The sequence below is a fragment of the Chryseobacterium sp. SN22 genome, from assembly GCF_008329705.1.
GTDB lineage: Bacteria > Bacteroidota > Bacteroidia > Flavobacteriales > Weeksellaceae > Chryseobacterium.
In genome coordinates, this window is record NZ_VTSX01000028.1 from 1 (window position 1) to 21,340 (window position 21,340).

The following is a 21,340-nucleotide window of genomic DNA, read 5'->3' on the forward strand; positions in this document are numbered from 1 at the left end:
AAGATGTATTCCTGCAGATTTTCATAATCGATAGAATCCGGACCGATATTTTCCAGATCTTCTTCTGCGTACTCTTTTAATTTCTTGATGTCCCGGATGTAGGCATCTAATGTGTTTTCTGAAAAGTCATTTGCTAAAAAGAATAGATTTATCTGCCGAGGAAGGATATTCTGATTTTTGTGAAAACGATAAATCTTTAAGTAATCAACCAATAAAAAAAATGTCTAACCTTACAGAGAAAATTTTAGATGGAGTAGATTTCAATTATATAAAGCAAAAGAGAAGAGAAAATTTCAGTTTTCTACATGAAAATTTAAAAGATAAAAATCTTCTCAATATTGATTTTGATGATGATTGTGTTCCTATGATATATCCTCTGCGTACAAAAGAAATGGAAATTAGGCAAAAGTTAATTGCTGAGAAAATTTATTGTGCATCTTATTGGCCAAATGTATTAACTTGGTGTGATAATACTAAAAATGCTTTTAGATTAACAAAAGAAATTATTGCTTTGCCGATAGATCAAAGATATTCTATTGAACATATGAAAAAGATTTTAGAGTATGTATAATATTTTAATCAGACCTTTAGCAATACAAGATGCTAATATTTCTTATGAATGGAGAAATGATAGTGAAATTTGGAAACATACAGGTTCCAGACCGGATATTGAAATTACCAAAGAAATTGAATCGTCATGGCTGGAAAAGGTACTAAAAGATGAATCCAGTAAGAGGTTTGCTATCCTTTGTGATGCAGAGTACATTGGTAATGTACAACTAACAAATATTCGAGAAGGCACTGCAGAGTTTCATATATTTATCGGAAATAAAAACTTCTGGGGAAAAGGCATTTCTCAATTGGCTACCTATCAAATTCTTTATTATGCTAAAGAGATTTTAAAACTTAATGAAGTACATTTATCCGTGAAACCAGAAAATGTAGCCGCTATAAAATCTTATCAGAATAATAATTTTACTATTTCATCGAAAACAGATGATTCTGTTACAATGTTCTTAAATCTCAAAGATCTTGCACCTCCGAAACTAAGTATATTTGTAATGGTTTATAATCATGCAGCTTATCTTAAGGAGTGTTTAGATAGTATTCTCATGCAGAAAACAGATTTTGATTATGATATTGTTATAGGAGAAGACTGCTCAACAGATAATTCAAGAGAAATATTAAACAATTATCAACAGCTATATCCTGGAAAATTCAAACTTTTACTTCATTCTGAGAATATAGGAGCCGCAAAAAATCAAATAGAAATATACAAAAACTGTAGTGGTAAATACATTGCTATATGTGAAGGGGATGATTATTGGACAGATCCATTAAAGCTGAAAAAGCAGGTTGATTTCTTAGAAAAAAACAAAGATTACGTTTTATGTTTTCATAAAGTTAAAATACTTACAACAAAAGGAGAATTGTTAGATGATTTTATTACAGAAGTCCCAAAAGATTATGAATTTAGAAATACCTTAGCTGAAAGTCCTAATTACATCCATACGCCAAGCGTCGTTTTTAGAAATATATTGGATAAAGAACTTGATAGTGTAGAATTTTTTAATGCTCCTATAGGGGATTACTTTTTATATATGTTTTTAACATTATATGGTAAAATTGGATATATAGAAGAACATATGGCTGTTTACCGTTATGGGGTGGGAGTTTTCAGTTCTTCAGATTATTTTAAACAACTTAAAGCCAGTGTATTATTATTTACCAACTTATATTCTTATGAAAAAGACCCTGTCATAAAAAAAATATTTTATAACCATTTACAATACGCGATATCTGAGATCGAAAAGCAATATTGTAATAACAAAAGATTATTAAGTACCAGAAGACATAAAGTATTAGAGAAAGTGTATAATAAATTCAGAAGGAAGTAACATTTTTATTCAAATATTCAAGTTCATAATCATTTAAATTATAAATAGTGTCTGAGAAAGATCAAAATAAACTTGCTATCGTTATCCCTTATTACAAAATTGATTTTTTTGAGGAGACTATACAATCCGTTGCTAAACAGGCAAACAAAAATTTCAATCTGTATATTGGCAACGATGCAAGTCCAAATGATCCTTTACCTATCATTCAAAAGTATTTCTCTTCTGATGATTATAATTATTTTAATTATAAAACAAATCTGGGAAGCAAGAATCTTGCGTTGCAGTGGGAAAGAATTCTTGAAAATGTTCATGAAGAATGGTTCCAGATCTTGGGTGATGACGATCTTATTTCTGAGAATTTTGTAGAAGAATTTTATAATAATTTATATTTGGTCAACTCTAAGAAAATTAATGTTTTAAAGTTTTTATTTCACTGGATCAACGAAGACAGTATTCCTTATAAGATTCATGATTACAATACACAATACATAGGAGCCGAACAGATTTTAATAAAAAAATATTTTGCTCAAATAGACAGCAGCCTTTCGGAAAATGTCTTTAGAACATCCATGTACAAAAAAAATAAATTTGAAAAAATACCTTTAGCTTGGGGCAGTGATGAATTAGCAATTTTGTCTTTTTCAGGATTAAAACCAGTACTGTTTCTTAAAAATGCTGCCGTAAGCGTACGTATTTACTCAAATAGCATTTCCGGATCTGAAGCTAAAGGATTGGAAAAATCAAATGCCTATAATATATATCGGGAAAAACTGATTATGAAATATGGATCCAGATTTCCGGCTGATTTTGTACGAAGAGTAATAAATGATTATCTTAATTGGTGTTATTATAAAAAACAGAAGGCTAATATTGGTATAATCTTCTATGAATTAAAAAAATTTCAGTTAGTGAATGCTTTAAAAATAGGAAGGAGGATTTTCTATATAGAGAGAAAATTAAAAATAGAATCACAAAATTGAGCATAAGAAAATAATGAGCATCAATATAAAAGCTTTGATAAAAAATAAGTATCTTTTTTTAAAAGAGTTACTGTCTGATTTTAAAAATATAAAGCAAATTTTATTTCCAAAAGAAATACCTTTTATTATAATTAATTTTAATCAACTTTTATATTTGCAACATCTGATAGACTTTGCAAAAAAAAATAATTTCAAAAACATTATTGTTATCGATAATGTTTCAACCTATCCTCCATTATTGGATTATTATAAAACGATAGAACATTTTGTGACTATTGAAAAGATGGACAGAAATTACGGTCATATGGTATTATTTCAATCTCCTGAATTAGTAAATAAATATTGTCAGAATTTCTTCATACTCACCGATGCAGATATAGAACCTAATCCCAAGCTTCCCCGTTTTTTTTTATATAAGCTCCTGTTTCTCTTAATTAAATATTATAATACAATTCTTAAGATTGGTTTTGCCTTAGAAATCAATGATATTCCCTTGCAATATCCTGCGAGAGAAAAAGTATTAAATTGGGAAAAAAAATATTGGACTGACGAAATTGAGAAAAACGTTTATAATGCTCATATTGATACTACCTTTGCTTTATATAAACCTAACCCAAAAAAATACATGAAATTTCCAAAAGATTTCTATAAAGCATTGCGTCTTGGCTCTAATTATACAGCAAGACATGGCGGGTGGTATATCGATTATAATAATCTTTCTGAGGAACAGCAGTATTATGTAAATTTATCAAATCAAAGCAGCTCTTGGATTACAGATAAAGATGGAAATACCAAAAGTAAAGATTATTAAGATGAAAGTATCCGTAGCTCTATGTACTTATAACGGTGAACAGTATTTAACTGAACAGCTGGACTCCATCCTGAACCAGACCGCAGCGGTAGACGAAGTGGTAATCTGTGATGACGGCTCCAGTGATAAAACCCTGCAGATACTTTCCGACTATCACACAAAATATCCCGACCTATTTAGGATTTTTCAAAATAAAACCAATTTAGGGTTTATTAAAAATTTTGAAAAGGCAATACGGCTTTGTGAATGTCCGGTGATTATTATCAGTGACCAGGATGATGTGTGGGAAAATAATAAAGTTTCTGAGACAATCAGTTTTTTTGAAAAAAATCCGCAATGTGACGGCGTTTTTCATGACTTAAAACTGATCGACGGACAAATTATACAGCCTTCTTACTTAAATTGGAAAGACATCAGCCATAAAGATGTGACATCAGAAATTGAAAATCATACCCTTTTTGAAGCACTGGTAAAAAAAGGCAGCTTTATTCTGGGTTGTGCATTGGCCATTAGGAAAGAAGCATTGCAGAAATACGGAATGCAGGATTTTCCGATTGCTCATGATTACTATATCGTCCAGAAACTAAGTTCCAAAAACAAGCTGGGCTTTATTCCCGCCTCATTATCTTCTTACAGACTTCATCCCAATCAGGTATATGGATTGAGATACAAATCTGAGAAACGGGAAGAGAAGAAAGTGACGGATACCGAAAAGTATTTCAAAGAAAATGTGTGGCTGTATACCAAAATTCTGGAAAGATATAAAGAAATAAATCCCGGTGAAGATGAAAAAAAGACCGCCATTTACAGTAAATTTATCAATAAAAGAGATACTTACCTGAAGATGCTGAGTTTCGGAAAAAGAAAGCTGTACATTCTGAAATGTATACGCCACCAATATCTTGACCTTATGACAACCGATTTATTCAGAATATAACCCGATTATTATGGATGTAAGTATTTGCATTACCACCTATAAACATGAAAAATATATTACCCAATGTCTTGAGAGTATTTTTGCCCAGGAATTTAGCGGTACGTATGAAATTATTGTCTGTAATGATAATTCTCCGGATCGCACGGAAGATATTATCCTGGAAATTATAAACTCGCATCCCAAAGGCAATACGGTTAAGTATTTTAAAAATGTACCGAATCTGGGATATGTTAAAAATACTTTATTTTCCTTTTCAAAAGCGTCAGGTAAATATATCGCGATTTTAGATGGTGATGATTACTGGATCGATTCTTCCAAACTGCAGCAGCAATTCGACTTTTTAGAGACACATTCAGATTTTGCCGGAGCCGGAGCAGATTCTTTGGTAATCTATGAAGATCTGGAAATTCAAAGCCATGGCTTTTCCAATCATGCAGGAAATGAACTGGATCAAGATGATTTGACAGACCTGAAGATCTGTCAGACCTCAACATTCTTCTTCAGAAAAAATATTTTGAAAGAAGACTTCCCTACCGGAATAATTTCGGCAGACCGCTGCCTTTATCTGCTGACCGGATGTTTTGGAAAGATAAAAATCCTACCCGGACAGATGAGCACGTACCGGCAGTTTTCAGCAAGTATTTCAAAAAATGTAACCTCTGAAATAATGCAAAAAGATTTTGCCATCATTCCGTTTATTAAAAAATATGGTCCGGATTATAGTATACTTAAATTAAAAGCTTATTTTTACTACACCTTGATGTCATATTCAAATGTGATAACAAAAGTCAGTTTCTACAGAGCTGCAGCGGGATATTTTATTGCAAATGTTTTATCAAAATTTTCATTTAGCCCGATAAAATTATACCTGGCTGTAAAATGGAGCAGACATACCATTAAACAGAAATATAAGATAAAGGAACAAAATAAAAGCTTTATCTAAAACACACACAATAATGATCGTAGGAAACGGACTTATTGCCAATGCATTAAAAAAAATTGACACTGAAGATTACCTGTTCTTTGCGTCAGGGGTTTCCAATTCACTAGAAATCAGAAGTTCGGAGTTTGAAAGAGAATTTTCACTCCTGAAAGACCGTATTGAAAAACATCCGGGCTGCAGACTGGTTTATTTTTCGACCCTCAGTGTAAATGACCAGTCTAAACAGGAAAGCCCATATGTATTGCATAAACTTAAACTCGAGGATTATATTAAGAATAATACCGGTAGTTATTCGATTTTAAGAATAGGAAATATTGTAGGAAACGGAGGAAATCCCAATACCTTATTCAATTTTCTTAGAAACCAGATTTTCCAGGGAAATACCTTTACCATTCATCAGCGCGCTCGAAGGCTTTTGGTGGACATTGATGATGTTTCAAAATTTTTACAAACGAATGATGATCATTTAAATAATCAAACCGTTAACTTTGCGTATCCTTATTATTTTGATCTGAAAGAAATTGTACAGGCCCTGGAAAGCAGGATGCAGAAAACAGCCCGATATACGGAAACCGATGAAGGCGATTTTTATATAGTGGATTTTGATGAAACCGCAAATAACTTTTTTATCGGGATCGATGCGGATCAATATTTAAGGGATTTAGCAGAAAAATATATTTAAATCTGAATGCCTAAAATTTTTTTTATTATCGTAACCTACAATGCCATGAAATGGGCGGAGAAATGTTTCAGCAGTCTGAGACAGTCTTCAGTACCGGTTCACTGTATTGTAGTGGATAACGGTTCTACGGATGGCAGTCAGGCATATATCACGACTAACTTTCCAGAAGTGGAATTTATACAATCCGAGGAAAACCTGGGATTTGGAAAGGCCAATAACATCGGCATAGAAAAAGCTTATCGTGAAGGTGCGGACTTCTTTTACCTGATGAATCAGGATGCCTGGATTTATGAAGACAGTATCGAAAAGTTACTGGATGTTTATAATTCCTATCCCGGTAAAGAGGAAATTGGCATTCTCAGCCCGATGCACATCGATGGTACAGAAAAAAAACTGGATATTTTTTTAGATAAATATATAGCCCACAACTTTGAAACCCGGTTAATCTCAGACCTGTATTTTCAAAGCCTGAAGCCATTTTATGAAATGAAGTTCATCAATGCGGCGCATTGGCTGCTTCCGAAAGATACCATCGAGACAGTGGGGGGGTTTAATCCTTATTTTTTTCATTATGGAGAAGATACCGAGTACGTAAACCGTCTGCTTTTCCACGGAAAGAAAACCTTTCTGGTTCCGGGCAGTAAAGTCATACACGACGGAAAACAGTCTTTATCCAAAGTAGATTATTCAAAATATCAGGATCTCCGGATTGAGACCAATATGATGAATCCGTTGCTGACTAATGCCATACAGTCAGAAAAAAAAGCACTCAGACAAAGTGTGCTTAAAAACATGCTTACCGGAAAAGTAAAAACGTATCTGAAATTATCTGAAAAATACAGAAAAATCATTCGTGAAGAAAAAAGACTACTGGAACTCAGGCAGACGGTAACAAAAAAGGCACCCTCCTTTCTCAACATTCAGATAAACGGATGATATTAAATAAAACACAAGAAATGATGACTACAATTACTTTTGAAAAGAAACCGTTTTCAAATTCAGATAAAGGTATTTTCTTTGTGAAAACAAATAAATCAGCAAAAAAAATTATATGTGCGGAATAGCAGGCATCATTGCCCATAATGCAAAAAATTATCAGCAAGAACTTCATAAGATGACGGATACCATCGCGCACCGGGGTCCGGATGCTACGCATTCTGAGTTTTATGAAAATGCAGCATTAGGACATCGCCGGCTTTCCATTATTGACCTTTCCGAAAACGGAAAACAACCGATGTTTTCCAATACAAAAAATGAATGCATTGTCCTGAATGGTGAAATATACGGCTATCAAAAAATTAAAGCACAATATCCTGCATATCCTTATCGTGGAAGTTCCGATACGGAAGTCATCCTGGCGATTTACCAACGGAAGCAGGAAAAGCTGATCCATGACCTTCCCGGAATGTTTTCTTTTGCTATCTGGAATGATGAAAAGCAGGAATTATTCTGTGCCAGGGACCGTTTTGGGGAAAAGCCGTTCTATTATGCCATCGGAAGCAATAATGAATTTGTTTTTGCCTCTGAAATCAAGGCTATCCTGGCATCAGGACTGATCCGCCCGGAAGTAAATCCTGACGCACTTTCCCATTATCTTCAGCATGGTTATATTAATACATATCAAAGCATTTATAAAAATATTTACACGCTGCCTCCCGCCCATCAGCTGATCTGGAAAGAAGGTAAAGTAACCGTTTCCAGATATTACAGCCTTCCTAAAAAAGATAAGGTGATCAGCTTATCCGATGCGAAGGAAGAATTTACCTATCTCTTAAAAAATGCGGTGAAGAAACAGCTTGTTGCTGATGTTGAAGTAGGAAGTTTCTTAAGCGGAGGGCTGGACTCCTCTTCCATTGTTGCTTTGGTTGCCGAATTTTTACCGAAGCAGACAACCATCAGTTTTGGCTACGATCATCAGGACAGCGAGCTTAAATTTGCTAAAGAAATATCCGATAAATACAAAACCAACCATATTGAAGTCCATGAAAAAAAAGAGGATCTGGCAACTTCACTGCTAAAAATCTCTCCGTTTTTTGATGAGCCTTTTTCCGACATTTCTTTTATCCCGCATTTCGAAATATGCAGGAATGCAAGAAAAAATCTTACGGTTGTTTTGTCAGGGGATGCAGGTGACGAGTTGTTTGGAGGTTATAACTTTTACAGGGTAGAAAATCAGCTGAAGAATCATTTCAGTTATAAAAATATCATTGCCCGGTTCGGATTAAATTTATATCAGAAAATAAAACCCATTTCCTTTGTTTCCCAACAGAATCTGAACCACAAGAATATGCTGGATTTCCACCGGAATTTTGTCAGGAATGCCTTTAATCCTGAAGAAAGAATTGCGCTGGGTATTTCTTCATCCTACGAACAGCCATATAGCTTTACGCCCAATCCGGATTCTTTAAATGACATCATGAGGCATGATCTTGAAACCTATGTTCCGGCCAATATGATGGTGAAATCCGACAGGATGGCAATGGCCAATTCCCTGGAAGTACGAACGCCTTTTCTGGACATCGATTTCGCCGAATTCTGTATTCAGCTTCCTGAACAGCTGAAACTTAATCATGATCATGATAAAATCATTCTTCGTGAAGCCATGGGATCTTACTGGACAGAGACCATCCGAAAACGTCATAAACAAGGTTTTGGAATGAGTGTTAAAAGCTGGTTCGATGAAGAGAATCTTATCCGTCTATCCGGCGAGCTTCTGAAAAATCCTGATCAGAAAATATTTAATTATATCGATTTTAAAGCTGTCCAAAAGTTTTTAAACAAAGATCATAAGCACTGGAATCTTTTACAGCTGGCACTTTGGGCACATAATAATGCGGTTTACATATGATCATGAGCTTAAAGAAAAAAATATCATCCAGGCTTTATTATTATCAATGGCTTATCAATACGCGAAAACTTCGCGAAGATTTTCCATATTGCCATATTATGGATATTAAGGGTACCATTGATGATATTATTAAAAATAAAAGATCCATAAGCAGATTCGGGGATGGAGAATTCCGGCTGATGTTTCCTGAGTATCAATTAGAATTTCAGGAAAACAGCGAAAGGATCAGAGAAAAAATGAGAGAAGTCATTGGATCAGACCTTGACAATCATCTGGTTTGCCTTCCAGAGCCATTTATTTCAGTAAGATCTTTTGATATAGCGACCAAATACTGGTGGAAAAAATTCATCAATAACTATGGTCCACGAATATCCCCGTTTCTGAATAAGAACAGAAGATATGGAAATTCTTTTATTACAAGATTCTATCTGGGATATGAAGATAAATCTGAAAAAAGAAATCTGAAAATTATCCATCACCTGAAAAAAATCTGGGATCAAAAAGATATTCTGATTATAGAAGGTAAATATTCGAGGCTGGGTGTTGGAAATGACTTATTTGCAAATGCAGCATCAATACAGAGAATTATTTGTCCTGAAAAAAATGCATTCTCATGCTATGACCATATTTTTGAAGCAGCTATCAGATTCGGAAAAGATAAAGTTATTCTTGCAGCTTTGGGTCCGTCTGCTACCATTTTAGCATATGATCTGGCTAAACTTAACTATTGGGCAGTTGATATCGGTCATATTGATATTGAGTATATATGGTTTTTAAGAAAAGCAACAGAAAAAATTTCAATTGAAGGACGGCATGTTAATGAGGCAGAAATACAGAAATCCTTTGAGCTGCCAATTGAATTTGCAGAAGTTTATCAGCAAAGTATTATTTTAAATATCACTGTATGAATCTAAATATATCTGTTATCATTCCCGTTTACAATGCTTCGCGGTTTTTAAGAAAATCGGTTGATTCTGCACTACAGTTTGATGAAGTAAGAGAAGTTATATTGGCAGAAGACGGTTCTACAGATAATTCTTTGGCAATCTGCAAACAATTGGCTTCCGAAAATCCTAAAATACGTCTTTATCAGCACCATGATAGAGGGAACCACGGAGCCGGCGCAACCCGTAACTTAGGAATCGAAATGGCAACACAGGACTTTATTGCTTTTCTGGATGCCGATGATTATTATCTTCCCAACCGTTTTGATGCTGAAAGAGAATCCCTTAAGGACCCGAAAATAGACGGTGTTTTCGGAGCGATAGGGGTTGAATATTTAACTGAAAAAGGGAAAGAAGAATATCAGGTCAAGTTTAGGGATTCTCCTCTTACTACCGTAAACTTTGCGGCGGAAGGAGAAAATGTTTTTAAAGGACTATTGGGATTAACGTCTGATCCTTTTGGTTCCTTTTTTCATTTAAATACTTTAACCATTAGAAAATCGGCCTTAGAAAAAACAAAGCTGCGATTTAATATTAATCTTCGTGTTCATCAGGATTCCGATTTTAACTTGAAGCTTACCTACCACTGTTACCTGAAGTCCGGAATTATTGATAAAGCTGTCGCGATAAGAGGTGTTCACGACGACAACAGAATTACCAAAATAAAACCGTATTCTGCAAAATTTTATCAAAACAGTTTCCTGTATAATGAATCTTTATATACCTGGAGTAAGGAAGTCCCTTTAAATAAAGAGTATGCAAAAAAAATAAAGCTTAATTACCTAAGTTTTAAAATAGCCAATCAGAAAGGGCTGAAAAGATGGATTTTATTTTTATCAGTAGCCTTAAGATACCCTGAATTTCTTAAAACAAGATATCGGTTTCACGCCTTAAACACTCAGTATGATCAGTAAAAAAATAAATCAGGTTAAAAGGCTTTTTAGTGATTCTATAGCTTTTTTGCAGCTGAAACTTTATACTCCGCATAAAAATGATAAAGTTTTGCTGATCAATTTTAAAAATCCAAATCTTTATCATCGGTTTTTCTATCTGATGGTAAAATTTTATCAGCTTTCAGGATATACGATTTGTTACCCCATGGATTTCGCAAGATTCAGAAACTTAAGGAATAAAGACCGCTATCTCGGGCTTATTGTTCGCGAAAAAAACTTTTTAAGCATTCATAAAAGAAATCTTCCCGAAAGTGTAATTGAAATAAGCGATGAAATGTTCAGCCCAGATTATTTCTCCAACTATTTTGAATATCAGAATAAACAGGAAAATGTATTCCATGTGCCGATGAGTTTTCATCCTTTTATGTACAGTCAGGAGATTTGGAATCGCAAAGTCAATACGGAAAGAAAAAGGTTTAGCTCGATCTTCTGTTACGGCAATTTCGATGCGCAGGCCTATCTGGATATAAGAAGAACAGAATTCACGGTAGAGACCAGAGTTGATTTATTAGCCTTTTTTCAGAAGAAAGAAAAATTCATTTCTGTTCACGGAAAAGAAGAGATCGTTTCTGCAGATAATAAACTGAATAAGAAATATGTTTTTGCCATAAAAGAAAACTATGGTATCAAGATGGAAGATATCCGGGAACTTCTCTCCTATTTTAATTTTTACCTCTGCTGTCCGGGCGTAGTGATGCCATTGTGCCATAACGTCATTGAGGCCATGTCAGTAGGAACTATTCCACTTATCCAGAAAGAATATGCTGAGGTTATGTATCCCAATCTCACCCATCAATCAAACGCGATCATCTTTAATGATCTGGATGATTTGGAATATATTATTCAAGATAAAATATTTAATTATTCTGACCAGGAGATTCTAACTATGAAGACAAATGTTCTGGAATATTACGATAAATATCTCTCCCCGCATGGTATGGTAAAAAACCTTAACCAAAGCATTTTGAAAAAAAAACCGATATATTTACAGGCAGAACACAGAAGTGTAAAATTTCTAAGATGAGTTACAAAACTCAGTAAATACTTTTGAAAATTAAACTTAATCAGACTTTACAAACACCTATTCATCATGAAAATCTCCGTTATTGTTCCCGTTTACAACGCCGAAAAATATGTGACCCAGGCCGTAGAATCTGCCCTGCAGTTTGATGAAGTGTACGAGATCATTCTGGTTGAAGACAAGTCGCCGGACAATGCGTTGGAAGTCTGCCAGAAACTGGCCGAAAAATACGACCGCATCAAGCTGTTTCAGCACCCGGACAAAGGCAATCACGGAGCGGGGCCGACAAGAAACCTTGGGCTTGAAAAGGCAACCGGGGATTTTATCGCTTTCCTTGATGCAGATGACTATTATCTTCCCAACCGTTTTGATGCGGAGAAAGAACTTTTCAAAGACCCTAAAGTGGAAGGCGTTTATGGAGCATTGGGTGTTCATTATTATTCTGAAAAGGCAAAAGAGCAATATTACCCACTGTTTAAAGACAATCTGACAACGGTATACAAAAAGCATGATCCGAAAGATGTTTTTCCAGGGCAATTGAATATGAAGGGGAGCTTCGGACTGTTTAGCATCGACTGTCTCACGATAAGAAGAACGTCAATGGTCAGGAAACTGAAACCGTTCTTCAAAACCCATCTGAGGCTGCATCAGGATACGGAGTTTTTATTCAGGCTTTCATATTACGTGGATCTTTATCCCGGAATCTTAGATCAGGCCATTGCCATGAGAGGGGTTCATGAAAACAACAGGATTACTGCCGTTGATTCGAAAAAAGTAAATCCGGCGATAACCAGGGTACTGCTTTGGAGAGAAATTAATAATTGGGCAAAGAATGAAAAAACAATTCCCCAGGATGTAAAGCTGCATATTGAAAGAATGCACCGCAGCTACGAAATTGCCCTTGCACCGGCTGTAAAAAAATGGGGGATGATTACCAAGTATCTTGTTAAAGATTACCGAAGCATCCGTTCCGGATTATATAATATCAATTTCAGGAAATATTTATTCTAATGGTGTTTGCTTAAAATGGAATCTGCGATCTGCCCGTAAATATTTTCCCGGAGGTTTTATACATGTGATTTCCATCGGTATAGCGGTAATCTTTTGCCTTTAAGGAGAAATCGAAGAAATGAACATTGTATTGCTTTGAAATGGATCTTATTTTTTCGCTAAACTCGGGCGAATAAGAATTTTCAACAGCCATTATCTTTTCGGATGCGGGAATCCTTACGAGATAGACCGTCCCTTTATCTTTAAGAAACCGAATAATATCTTCAAGTGCTTTGATTCTAAAAGAGGATAGTTTCTGCGTCCTGGCCATCTGGTCCCTGTAAAATGCGATCTTTGACAGTTCTCTTTTCCTTACGGAATCTTTGGCCATATCCACATTTACTTCCAGCCAGCCGTCTTTATGCAGATAAGTATTGGATCGGCCTTTCTGCTCACGTTCTGTAAAGATTTTAAACCAGCTTCTGGAGTAAATTCTTCATAAGGTACTTATAGTTAGGCGACATATTATAGAAATACATATTTCCCAAAGGGGAATTTTCTTTTTCGGGAAGTTCTTCAGCCCTACCCTTAAAATTTTTATCTGACGATAAATTCCAGGATCTACGGTTATGATAAACAGACCATTTTTGTATCCGGGTTTAATTTTCTTTTTAAAGCATCCAGATAAACCGACCCATATGGAGACTGCACTACGTTTAGTGAAAAATTATCAAATTTCTGTTGAAGTTTCTCTTCCAAAACACCGGGCTGTACGGCCTGCGACCCCCTTGAATCTCCTAAGATGATATTGATCGGCTTATCCACCGCAAAATGCATATAGCTGTCATCCGTATTTCCGTCCGCAAATGCTCCCAGTACAGCCAGTACGAAGATACACCCAAAACCATATAATGATATTTTTAGCAAAAATGTTTTCATACTAAAACTGGAAATAAATAAATAAATTCATAATTTCCGAAACTGCATAACGGAAAAATAATAATAATTATGCTTATATAAATCATTCTCTTCAACCAGGGATTAAACCTCCTAATTTTGCTGTGAGAATAAGTATATTCTGATATTGATATTTTTTATTGAAAACAAACCAGTACAGTATAAAAACACCTGGTAAAAGATTAAAAGTTTACGGAATTAAATAGCATACCTCTTAAATGAATTTCTTACGAAAATTTATACCGGAAAACTCCGTAAACTTCCTTTAAAACGAGAAGACAATGTGAAAACGGTTTTGATTCACGGTTTGATTTTTAAGAAATAATAGTCAGGTTGATTGTATAATCTTAAAAATTCATGAGAATTTCAAAGGTTAAACCATTGCCATTTTTACTTTACAAAAATCCCGATATACTTCCCTTCATACTCCACCACTGTGGTTTTAAGGTTATTCTGTTCACAGAAATCCTGGTAAGCCGAGTTGTCGCCGATGTCGTCACTGATGAAGATACCTCCGGTTTTCAGGTGTTTATAGAGTTCGTTATATGCCCAGAACCTTCCGTTGTAGCTTTTATCCGAATCGTAATGAACCACATCGAAAACAGGGCTGTCAGCGAAAATTTTAGGAAGGGATTCTTTATCCGCAAAACGGAAAAGCTTCCAGTGAGGTTTCAGGTTTTCGGGAACAATACATCCTACATACCGGTCACCGTCCTGTGCCAGATAAGGCATATCGGAACTGTAAAGCGTTCCTTTTCTTTTCTCAAGAGATAAAAGCGCGGCTAAAGAAGACCATCCGTAAGCAACTCCCGTCTCCACTACGTTCTTTGCCTTTGCAAATTCACAGGCATAATAAATCAGTTCCAATGCTCCGGCTCCGCCCATTTTAATGGGACATTCCTTTTGTTTCTGTTCGGAGTTTTTTAAAACCTCAGCATATGTACTTCTAAAGGAATCCATGTCCAGTCCGAAAAGCTTGGAAATTGCTTCTTTTTGGGAAATCGCCTTTGAAGCAGCCCAGGAATTTGTTTTTTCCTTTCCTTTGAAAGCATTCCTTCTCTGTAAAGTATTTTTTATGATTTTCCTTCTTAATTCCGGATAAAGGTCAGGCCTTTTAAGATAAGCAATAAGTGTTTTGAGAACCGATGATATTTCGCTCACTGTGTTGAATTTAATACACAAAAATAATATTTTTTGCGGTATAATACAATTAATTATCTTTGCGATACAAATTATGAATTAAATATAATCCCAACATGCTGCACCTTATTCTTGAAAAGCTCCAACGCAAGCACCAGCTTTCTGTACTCAAAAAAAATCCCAACACCAATGTAGGAAGCATCAAAGTAGGCATCAACAACCATTTTATCTTATCTGAAGAACTGGAAAAGGTAGCCATCGGCTCCTCTGTAAATTTCAGAAATTACATTCATATTTTAGTGGAAAAAAAAGCAAAGCTTACTATCGGAAACGGTGTTTTCATGAATAATTTCTGCTCGGTGAACTGCCTCGATTCTATTTCAATAGGGGAAAATACGCTTTTCGGGGAAAATGTAAAGCTGTATGACCATAATCATTCCTATAATGCTGCACCTGAATTTAATGTTTCAAAGTCGGATTTTTCTACGGCTCCGATAAAAATCGGAAAAAACTGCTGGCTGGGAAGCAACGTTACGATACTGAAAGGAGTCTCGATCGGTGATAACTGTATTATTGGTGCGGGATGTACTGTTTTCAAAGACGTCCCGAGCAATACGAAGGTCTTCAATCAGCAGCATCTAATCTCTAAATCCGTTTTATGATGAAGTTTTCGGTCCTGATTGCCAATTATAACAACGGGAAATATTTTAAAGAATGCTATGATTCCATTATGGCACAGGAGTACAAAAACTGGGAAGCGGTTATCCTGGACGACGCCTCTACCGATGATTCCGTAAGTATTATCAGGAACATCATCGGAAACGACAGCCGTTTCAGGCTTTTTGAAAATCCCGTAAACAGCGGCGTGGGGATTACCAAAAATAAGCTCATCGAACTTGCGGAAGGTGAGGTCTGCGGATTCGTAGACCCTGACGATGCCATTACTCTTACAGCCATTTCTTCCAGCATGAGAAATTTTCAGAAAAAAGGGGTGGTCCTTACCTATTCTGTATTCATGAGCTGCGATAAAAATCTTCAGCCTCTTCATCCTTTCAGAACAAGGCAGGTAAAAAATAATGATCCCTTTTTCTTTAATTATCCGATTCAGATTGCGCATTTTGTATGTTTTGACAGAAAGATTTATCTTCAGACGGAAAAAATGAATACGGCTATGAAAATTTCGGAAGACCAGGACCTGTACCTGAAAATGTATGAAAAAGGAAAAGTGAAATTCATTGATGAAGTCAACTATCTATACCGGCTTCATTCGGGAGGGATTTCTCAGAATGACAACAAGTCCAAATCCTATGAGTACTTTGCGAAAGTAATTTTTAACGCTATGAAACGCAGAAACTTAAAAAAAATAAACGGCAGAAATATTCCTGATGAATACACCCATTCTCAAGAAATTTATGACCTTCTGGAATATCAGCATTCCATTCCGTACAGAATAAAGAATAAGATCAGCATTTTTGCACAACAAATTTTTGGTTAATGAAAGGGAATAATAAAATAAAAGTGCTTTTCAGGCACCGGTCGATGGAAATGGGCGGTGTGGAAAAAGTAATGCTGAGCCTGCTTAATAATCTTAACCGGGAAAAGTTTGAAATGACCGTCTGCCTCAACATCAATCAGGGAGAGCTGCGGGACGAGTTTCCGGAGCATGTAAGAAAAGTATCTCTTACTCCCGGTAAAGAAGATTTTTCTAAAAACAGAATACTCCAAAAAATCCAGCTGGTCCGCAGAAATCTAAGACTTCGGCAAATCCAGAAGCAGCCTGCTATTGCCGATCAGCTTTTAGGAGAACAATACGATATTGAAATCGGCATGACCTACGGAGATTTCCCGGCTGTGCTGAATTCCACCAATAAAAACTCAAAGAAAGTCGGTTGGTTTCATTCTGAAATCAATCTGCCGAAACTCCAGCCTCTGGTCCCAGGAATCCTGAAAAATTTCCCCGAATTTGATCAGATGATTTATTGTTCGGAGAAGATCAAAGACATGATGCACCAGTATTATCCCGATCTTCAGTATCCTTCAGAAGAAGTGATCATCAACGCCATTCCGATTAAAGAGATCAGAAGGAAATCGGATGAACACATTAAGGGCTTACCTTCAGGTCCGGTGTTTGCCTCAATCGGACGGCTGCATTCCCGAAAAGGATACCATAAACTGATCGAGGCCCATACCAAGCTGATCCGTGAAGGTTTTTATCATTCGGTTATTGTTGTGGGGGACGGTGAAGAATTCAGGAATCTTCAGAAGCAAATTGCCGATAACAAGGTGGAAGACACCTTTATTCTGGCAGGAAATAAGATGAATCCGTATCCGTATGTTAAAAACACAGATTACTTTATCCTTCCGTCGGAATCCGAAGCCTGGCCGCTCGTTATTGCAGAAGCACTCATTCTTCAGAAGCCTGTGATTGCCACCCGCACCGGAGATATTCCGGCCATGATCGATCATGGGAAAACCGGCTACCTCATCAATTATGAAACGGATGAAATGTATGCATCAATGAAAAAATTCCTTACGGAGCCCGAATTTATTGCTGAAATCAAAAAGAATTTAATACCCATTGAAGAACAGTTCGACAGTCAGAAGATTTTTCATGCTGTTGAAACAATCCTCACTAATTTAGTAAAAAGAGAACAATGATTTTTTTATACCGGCTTATTCTGAAAATCCATACCACTTACCAGAAGATAATCCAGAATATTTACATTAAAATCTCGATTGCCAGAGGACTGAAGGTAGGAAAAGACGTAATATTTGTAGAAGCCCCCGATTTCGGCTCGGAACCATTTCTGATTGAGATCGGTGACAGGACAAAAATTACGGCAGGGTGCCGGTTTGTAAACCATGATGGCGCCATGTATGTGATCCGAAGCATGGAAAAGTATAAGGACGCCAGAAATTTCGGCCGGATAAAGCTGGGAAAGAACTGTTTCGTAGGAAATAACTGCCTTTTCCTTCCAGGCTCTCAGATGGGCAATAATTGTATTCTGGGTGCCGGTTCCGTTCTTAATTCTACCATGCCGGATAATTCCGTTTATGCGGGAATACCGGCAAAATTTATCTGCAGCATTGAAGATTACGGTAATAAAGCCCTGGCTAACAATGTGATGTACCCGAGAGAACTGGAGCCGGAAAGAGCAAAGCTTGAAGCTTACATCAAAGAAAACCTTCCCCACCATTACAAACCCGTAAAAAAATAAATGGCCGAAAAAAAGAAAATCCTGATCCGTATCGGATCCCTTCGCCACGGCGGAGCGGAGAAAGTGCTGGTAACGTTTCTGAAAAATCTTCCTGAAGACAAATACGAGATCGATCTGCTGCTGAATCTGTATTCGGGAAAATACCTGCCGGAAGTCCCGAAATGGATCAATGTGCTGTACCTCCACAGAGGGGAAATGATTACCACCAACAGGCCGCATGAGATTCCCCGTAAAGCTGCCCGGGTACTGCATGAAAAAATCGTGAACAAATTTCCGAACCTTCTCTATAAACATAAATTGAAGAAAAAGCAGTACGACATCGAGTTTGCCGCCATTCACGGGATGCGGGATGAAATTCTGGGTTCTCCCCTGGCGTCAAAGAAAATCGTCTGGATACATAATGATCTTTCGGAGGTGAAAGGGTATACCGATGAGGAAATCCGGAAGTTTTTCGGATTTGATAAAATCATGGTGATCTCAGAGAAAATCGAAAAGCTTTTTCACCATCTGGCCAAAAACGAAGCGGAGAAAAAGAAGATTGTAAAAATCTGCAATCCCCTGGATACGGAAGAATTTGTTTCCAAGGCGGAAATGCCGGTAATCAATTACAGTTTCGACAAATCCGTACCTACCTTTATCTCTGTAGGAACCGTTTTCCCGCAAAAGGGCTTCGACCGGTTATTGAAGGTTCATAAAAAACTTCTGGAGGAAGGATTCAAACACCAGGTCCTGATTGTAGGAGACGGATACGATTTTGAAAATATCAAAAAGCTGAAATCCGATCTCGGAGTCAATGAGACGGCGGTGATGCTGGGTTTTACCGATAATCCTTACCCTTATTTTAAAAAAGCGGATTTCTATATTTTAAGTTCGCGGTACGAAGGCTTTCCGACGGTTCTTTTTGAAGCCATTACTTTAAAAAAGAAAATTATTTCCACGGAAGTTTCCGGCTCCGCCGAAATGCTGAACAACGGTGAACTGGGGCTGTTGGTAGAAAATTCCGAAGAAGGGATCTATTCCGGGATGAAACAGGCACTGGCCCATCCTGAAAGTTTTGAAAAATATTCGGAAAAGCTGAAATCCTATGAAATGCCGTTTACGCTTACAAATTCTGTCGAAAAAATAATCTCAGTTCTGGACAGTCTTTAATACCGTTTATTTTAACCTAAACCGTAAATTTTTATTTTTGCTGTATGGCTGAACAATATTCTACCCTTCAGAAAGATTTTTTCAGGGAAAGCGGAAAATGGCTTTCCACTGTAGAGATCTGGAAAAAATGTTTTAATCCCAATCTCCATTTCATCTATGTCCTGAGAAAATCCCAGCAGCACCTGAAGACCCCTCTGCTGAATGTCTTCTGGAAATTCGTGCTGCGGCATTACCAGATTAAATACGGATTCCAGATTTATCCGGAAACGGAAATCGGAGAAGGATTTTATTTAGGCCATTGGGGAAGCCTGGTCATTAACCCCGGAACGAAGATCGGGAAAAACTGCAACATTGCCCAGGGCGTTACCATCGGGCAGCAGAACCGCGGCAGCAAAGCGGGCATTCCGGTAATCGGTGATGAAGTCTGGATCGGAACCAATGCGGTTATTGTTGGTGGCATTACTATCGGAAACAATGTGTTGATTGCTCCGAATTCCTATGTAAATTATGACATTCCTGAAGATTCGGTGGTAGTGGGGAATCCTGCAAAGATCTATCCTAATCCAAAAGCGACTGAGGGATATGTTAATAATAAAATATAATATTCAATATAATTTAGAAAAGCAGCTGTAGTATTCAAATAGTTCGTAATTTTAACGTCAGTCGAAAGGTGATCAGTATAAATTAAATCAGCTGAAATATATCAGTAGCCTAAATATATTATTATTAAACTTTGTTAAATATATTTGCTTTTTGATCAAAAATTATATTTTTGCAGTATTATTGATTTAGTCTATTGATTTTAAAAATAATTTAAACGAAATAAATAATTAGAACTTATATACATTTTATTTATGTCACAATCGTACAAAGTTATTTTTGAAAACAACAGGAAGTGGGTGGAATCCAAAATTGCAGAGAATCCTGATTTCTTCCATGACCTTGCGAAAACCCAGCAGCCCGATTATTTATACATCGGATGTTCGGACAGCAGGGCAACCGCGGAAGAACTGATGGGCGCAAAGCCGGGCGAAGTTTTTGTTCACCGGAACATTGCCAATATAGTCAATACACTGGATATGAGTTCCACGGCAGTCATACAGTACGCTGTAGAACATCTCAGGGTAAAGCACATTATTGTCTGCGGGCATTACAACTGCGGTGGCGTGAAAGCAGCAATGACCCCTGAGGATCTGGGATTATTGAATCCCTGGCTGAGAACGATCCGTGATGTTTACCGTTTACACCAGACCGAACTGGACGCAATAGAAGATGAAGGGAAACGTTATGACAGGCTTGTGGAACTGAATGTTCAGGAGCAATGCATCAACGTAGTAAAAATGGCCTGTGTGCAGGAACGCTATATTCTGGAAGAATTTCCTGTAGTACACGGCTGGGTTTTCGACCTGAGGACCGGTAAAATTATTGATCTGGAAATCGATTTTGAAAAAATTCTGAAAGATATCCAGAAAATTTATAACCTGACCAGTTCAGATTGGGTCATGAGCAGAAAAAAATAGCTCAAAAAAAATGTGAAATGAAGCTTTGGAGTATAATTACATTGGTGTTCTTTCTCAACTTTACGGCCTTACCCGGTATGGCTGCCGTATTCGGTTGGGATCTTACCCGAACCAACGTTGTTATCAACGAAGAAGAACCGCATTCCCACCCTACCTCTTTTATCGTCTACGAAAAAACACTTCCCAAAACTTTGGATGTTTTCGATTATCTGAAGTTTTTCGAACCTTCCGGCGAAGAGAAATCTTTTGTACTGATCGATGATTCTTTTCATCTGTCGCCTCTTCTTACCCTGTTTTCCCCACCTCCCGAAGCTTAATTCCATTTACGTTTTTTACTGTTTATATCAAA

The 21,340-nt window shown here is 36.6% G+C and carries 24 protein-coding genes and 1 pseudogene; 21 read left to right on the forward strand and 4 right to left on the reverse strand.

Going from position 1 to position 21,340, the window contains the following annotated elements; all coding sequences use genetic code 11:
* Positions 1-212: pseudogene (locus FY557_RS20405) on the reverse strand (hypothetical protein); the annotation flags it as partial.
* An 8-nt stretch (positions 213-220) separates the two neighbouring features.
* Between FY557_RS20405 and FY557_RS17005 the strand changes: the two are divergent.
* The 13 genes from FY557_RS17005 to FY557_RS17065 all read left to right on the forward strand — a co-directional run bounded on the left by FY557_RS17005 (position 221) and on the right by FY557_RS17065 (position 13,028).
* Entirely contained in the window at positions 221-571 is a 351-nt protein-coding gene (locus FY557_RS17005) for a hypothetical protein (RefSeq protein ID WP_149248440.1), read from the forward strand.
* A complete protein-coding gene (locus tag FY557_RS17010) occupies positions 564-1,898 on the forward strand; it encodes a GNAT family N-acetyltransferase (protein WP_149248441.1) in 1,335 nt (444 codons plus the stop codon). The genes FY557_RS17005 and FY557_RS17010 overlap by 8 nt, the downstream gene beginning before the upstream one ends.
* Before the next feature lie 47 nt (positions 1,899-1,945).
* Entirely contained in the window at positions 1,946-2,878 is a 933-nt protein-coding gene (locus FY557_RS17015) for a glycosyltransferase family A protein (RefSeq protein ID WP_185151755.1), read from the forward strand.
* A gap of 13 nt (positions 2,879-2,891) precedes the next feature.
* Entirely contained in the window at positions 2,892-3,689 is a 798-nt protein-coding gene (locus FY557_RS17020; RefSeq protein WP_149248443.1) for a glycosyltransferase family 2 protein, read from the forward strand.
* Entirely contained in the window at positions 3,661-4,626 is a 966-nt protein-coding gene (locus tag FY557_RS17025; RefSeq protein ID WP_228451817.1) for a glycosyltransferase, read from the forward strand. Before FY557_RS17020 ends, FY557_RS17025 begins: the two co-directional genes overlap by 29 nt.
* Before the next feature lie 10 nt (positions 4,627-4,636).
* Complete coding sequence (locus FY557_RS17030; RefSeq protein ID WP_149248444.1) at positions 4,637-5,569, forward strand: glycosyltransferase family 2 protein; 933 nt, start codon at positions 4,637-4,639, stop codon at positions 5,567-5,569.
* Positions 5,570-5,582: 13 nt separating this feature from the next.
* Positions 5,583-6,251 (forward strand): hypothetical protein, encoded by a 669-nt coding sequence (locus FY557_RS17035; protein WP_149248445.1) that lies wholly within the window; start codon positions 5,583-5,585, stop codon positions 6,249-6,251.
* Between the two features lie 6 nt (positions 6,252-6,257).
* Positions 6,258-7,187, forward strand: coding sequence for a glycosyltransferase family 2 protein (locus tag FY557_RS17040; RefSeq protein ID WP_149248446.1), 930 nt, complete (start codon positions 6,258-6,260; stop codon positions 7,185-7,187).
* 115 nt (positions 7,188-7,302) lie between these two features.
* A complete protein-coding gene (asnB, locus tag FY557_RS17045; RefSeq protein ID WP_149248447.1) occupies positions 7,303-9,099 on the forward strand; it encodes an asparagine synthase (glutamine-hydrolyzing) in 1,797 nt (598 codons plus the stop codon).
* 2 nt (positions 9,100-9,101) lie between these two features.
* Positions 9,102-10,007 carry a GT-D fold domain-containing glycosyltransferase gene (locus tag FY557_RS17050; RefSeq protein ID WP_185151756.1) on the forward strand — a complete coding sequence of 302 codons (906 nt, stop codon included), beginning with the start codon at positions 9,102-9,104 and terminating at the stop codon, positions 10,005-10,007.
* Positions 10,004-10,957, forward strand: a complete 954-nt coding sequence (locus FY557_RS17055; RefSeq protein WP_149248449.1) for a glycosyltransferase family 2 protein — start codon at positions 10,004-10,006, stop codon at positions 10,955-10,957. The genes FY557_RS17050 and FY557_RS17055 overlap by 4 nt, the downstream gene beginning before the upstream one ends.
* A gap of 184 nt (positions 10,958-11,141) precedes the next feature.
* Positions 11,142-12,020, forward strand: coding sequence for a hypothetical protein (locus tag FY557_RS17060; RefSeq protein WP_149248450.1), 879 nt, complete (start codon positions 11,142-11,144; stop codon positions 12,018-12,020).
* Positions 12,021-12,086: 66 nt separating this feature from the next.
* Positions 12,087-13,028 (forward strand): glycosyltransferase family 2 protein, encoded by a 942-nt coding sequence (locus tag FY557_RS17065; protein WP_149248451.1) that lies wholly within the window; start codon positions 12,087-12,089, stop codon positions 13,026-13,028.
* Positions 13,029-13,038: 10 nt separating this feature from the next.
* Here the strand turns inward: FY557_RS17065 and FY557_RS20410 are convergent, their stop codons facing one another.
* From FY557_RS20410 to FY557_RS17075, 3 genes are all read right to left on the reverse strand, one after another.
* Positions 13,039-13,398, reverse strand: coding sequence for a hypothetical protein (locus FY557_RS20410; protein WP_228451818.1), 360 nt, complete (start codon positions 13,396-13,398; stop codon positions 13,039-13,041).
* A 236-nt stretch (positions 13,399-13,634) separates the two neighbouring features.
* Positions 13,635-13,946 (reverse strand): hypothetical protein, encoded by a 312-nt coding sequence (locus FY557_RS20415; RefSeq protein WP_228451819.1) that lies wholly within the window; start codon positions 13,944-13,946, stop codon positions 13,635-13,637.
* A 408-nt stretch (positions 13,947-14,354) separates the two neighbouring features.
* On the reverse strand, positions 14,355-15,125 hold the full coding sequence (locus FY557_RS17075; RefSeq protein WP_149248452.1) for a class I SAM-dependent methyltransferase: 771 nt from the start codon (positions 15,123-15,125) through the stop codon (positions 14,355-14,357).
* Between the two features lie 95 nt (positions 15,126-15,220).
* Here FY557_RS17075 and FY557_RS17080 point away from each other — a divergent pair, with 95 nt between their 5' ends.
* The 8 genes from FY557_RS17080 to FY557_RS17115 all read left to right on the forward strand — a co-directional run bounded on the left by FY557_RS17080 (position 15,221) and on the right by FY557_RS17115 (position 21,308).
* Positions 15,221-15,766: an acyltransferase gene (locus FY557_RS17080; protein WP_149248453.1), complete on the forward strand. Its 546-nt coding sequence runs from the start codon at positions 15,221-15,223 to the stop codon at positions 15,764-15,766.
* Positions 15,763-16,599, forward strand: a complete 837-nt coding sequence (locus tag FY557_RS17085; protein ID WP_228451820.1) for a glycosyltransferase family 2 protein — start codon at positions 15,763-15,765, stop codon at positions 16,597-16,599. The genes FY557_RS17080 and FY557_RS17085 overlap by 4 nt, the downstream gene beginning before the upstream one ends.
* Positions 16,599-17,762, forward strand: a complete 1,164-nt coding sequence (locus FY557_RS17090) for a glycosyltransferase (protein ID WP_149248454.1) — start codon at positions 16,599-16,601, stop codon at positions 17,760-17,762. The genes FY557_RS17085 and FY557_RS17090 overlap by 1 nt, the downstream gene beginning before the upstream one ends.
* A complete protein-coding gene (locus FY557_RS17095) occupies positions 17,759-18,322 on the forward strand; it encodes an acyltransferase (RefSeq protein ID WP_149248455.1) in 564 nt (187 codons plus the stop codon). Before FY557_RS17090 ends, FY557_RS17095 begins: the two co-directional genes overlap by 4 nt.
* On the forward strand, positions 18,323-19,471 hold the full coding sequence (locus FY557_RS17100; protein ID WP_149248456.1) for a glycosyltransferase: 1,149 nt from the start codon (positions 18,323-18,325) through the stop codon (positions 19,469-19,471).
* 44 nt (positions 19,472-19,515) lie between these two features.
* Positions 19,516-20,073 (forward strand): serine acetyltransferase, encoded by a 558-nt coding sequence (locus tag FY557_RS17105; RefSeq protein WP_149248457.1) that lies wholly within the window; start codon positions 19,516-19,518, stop codon positions 20,071-20,073.
* A 252-nt stretch (positions 20,074-20,325) separates the two neighbouring features.
* A complete protein-coding gene (locus FY557_RS17110) occupies positions 20,326-20,991 on the forward strand; it encodes a carbonic anhydrase (protein WP_149248458.1) in 666 nt (221 codons plus the stop codon).
* Between the two features lie 17 nt (positions 20,992-21,008).
* A complete protein-coding gene (locus FY557_RS17115) occupies positions 21,009-21,308 on the forward strand; it encodes a hypothetical protein (RefSeq protein WP_149248459.1) in 300 nt (99 codons plus the stop codon).
* Positions 21,309-21,340: the final 32 nt, after the last annotated feature.

Coding starts and splice junctions, on each gene's coding strand:
- FY557_RS17040 (WP_149248446.1), top strand. CDS start 6,258: ATGCCTAAAATTTTTTTTATTATCGTAACCTACAATGCCATGAAATGG.
- FY557_RS17115 (WP_149248459.1), top strand. CDS start 21,009: ATGAAGCTTTGGAGTATAATTACATTGGTGTTCTTTCTCAACTTTACG.
- FY557_RS17065 (WP_149248451.1), top strand. CDS start 12,087: ATGAAAATCTCCGTTATTGTTCCCGTTTACAACGCCGAAAAATATGTG.
- FY557_RS17055 (WP_149248449.1), top strand. CDS start 10,004: ATGAATCTAAATATATCTGTTATCATTCCCGTTTACAATGCTTCGCGG.
- FY557_RS17090 (WP_149248454.1), top strand. CDS start 16,599: ATGAAAGGGAATAATAAAATAAAAGTGCTTTTCAGGCACCGGTCGATG.
- FY557_RS17085 (WP_228451820.1), top strand. CDS start 15,763: ATGATGAAGTTTTCGGTCCTGATTGCCAATTATAACAACGGGAAATAT.
- FY557_RS17100 (WP_149248456.1), top strand. CDS start 18,323: ATGGCCGAAAAAAAGAAAATCCTGATCCGTATCGGATCCCTTCGCCAC.
- FY557_RS17105 (WP_149248457.1), top strand. CDS start 19,516: ATGGCTGAACAATATTCTACCCTTCAGAAAGATTTTTTCAGGGAAAGC.
- FY557_RS20410 (WP_228451818.1), bottom strand. CDS start 13,398: ATGGCCAAAGATTCCGTAAGGAAAAGAGAACTGTCAAAGATCGCATTT.
- FY557_RS20415 (WP_228451819.1), bottom strand. CDS start 13,946: ATGAAAACATTTTTGCTAAAAATATCATTATATGGTTTTGGGTGTATC.
- FY557_RS17005 (WP_149248440.1), top strand. CDS start 221: ATGTCTAACCTTACAGAGAAAATTTTAGATGGAGTAGATTTCAATTAT.
- FY557_RS17050 (WP_185151756.1), top strand. CDS start 9,102: ATGAGCTTAAAGAAAAAAATATCATCCAGGCTTTATTATTATCAATGG.
- FY557_RS17110 (WP_149248458.1), top strand. CDS start 20,326: ATGTCACAATCGTACAAAGTTATTTTTGAAAACAACAGGAAGTGGGTG.
- FY557_RS17010 (WP_149248441.1), top strand. CDS start 564: ATGTATAATATTTTAATCAGACCTTTAGCAATACAAGATGCTAATATT.
- asnB (WP_149248447.1), top strand. CDS start 7,303: ATGTGCGGAATAGCAGGCATCATTGCCCATAATGCAAAAAATTATCAG.
- FY557_RS17095 (WP_149248455.1), top strand. CDS start 17,759: ATGATTTTTTTATACCGGCTTATTCTGAAAATCCATACCACTTACCAG.
- FY557_RS17025 (WP_228451817.1), top strand. CDS start 3,661: ATGGAAATACCAAAAGTAAAGATTATTAAGATGAAAGTATCCGTAGCT.
- FY557_RS17035 (WP_149248445.1), top strand. CDS start 5,583: ATGATCGTAGGAAACGGACTTATTGCCAATGCATTAAAAAAAATTGAC.
- FY557_RS17030 (WP_149248444.1), top strand. CDS start 4,637: ATGGATGTAAGTATTTGCATTACCACCTATAAACATGAAAAATATATT.
- FY557_RS17020 (WP_149248443.1), top strand. CDS start 2,892: ATGAGCATCAATATAAAAGCTTTGATAAAAAATAAGTATCTTTTTTTA.
- FY557_RS17060 (WP_149248450.1), top strand. CDS start 11,142: ATGGATTTCGCAAGATTCAGAAACTTAAGGAATAAAGACCGCTATCTC.
- FY557_RS17080 (WP_149248453.1), top strand. CDS start 15,221: ATGCTGCACCTTATTCTTGAAAAGCTCCAACGCAAGCACCAGCTTTCT.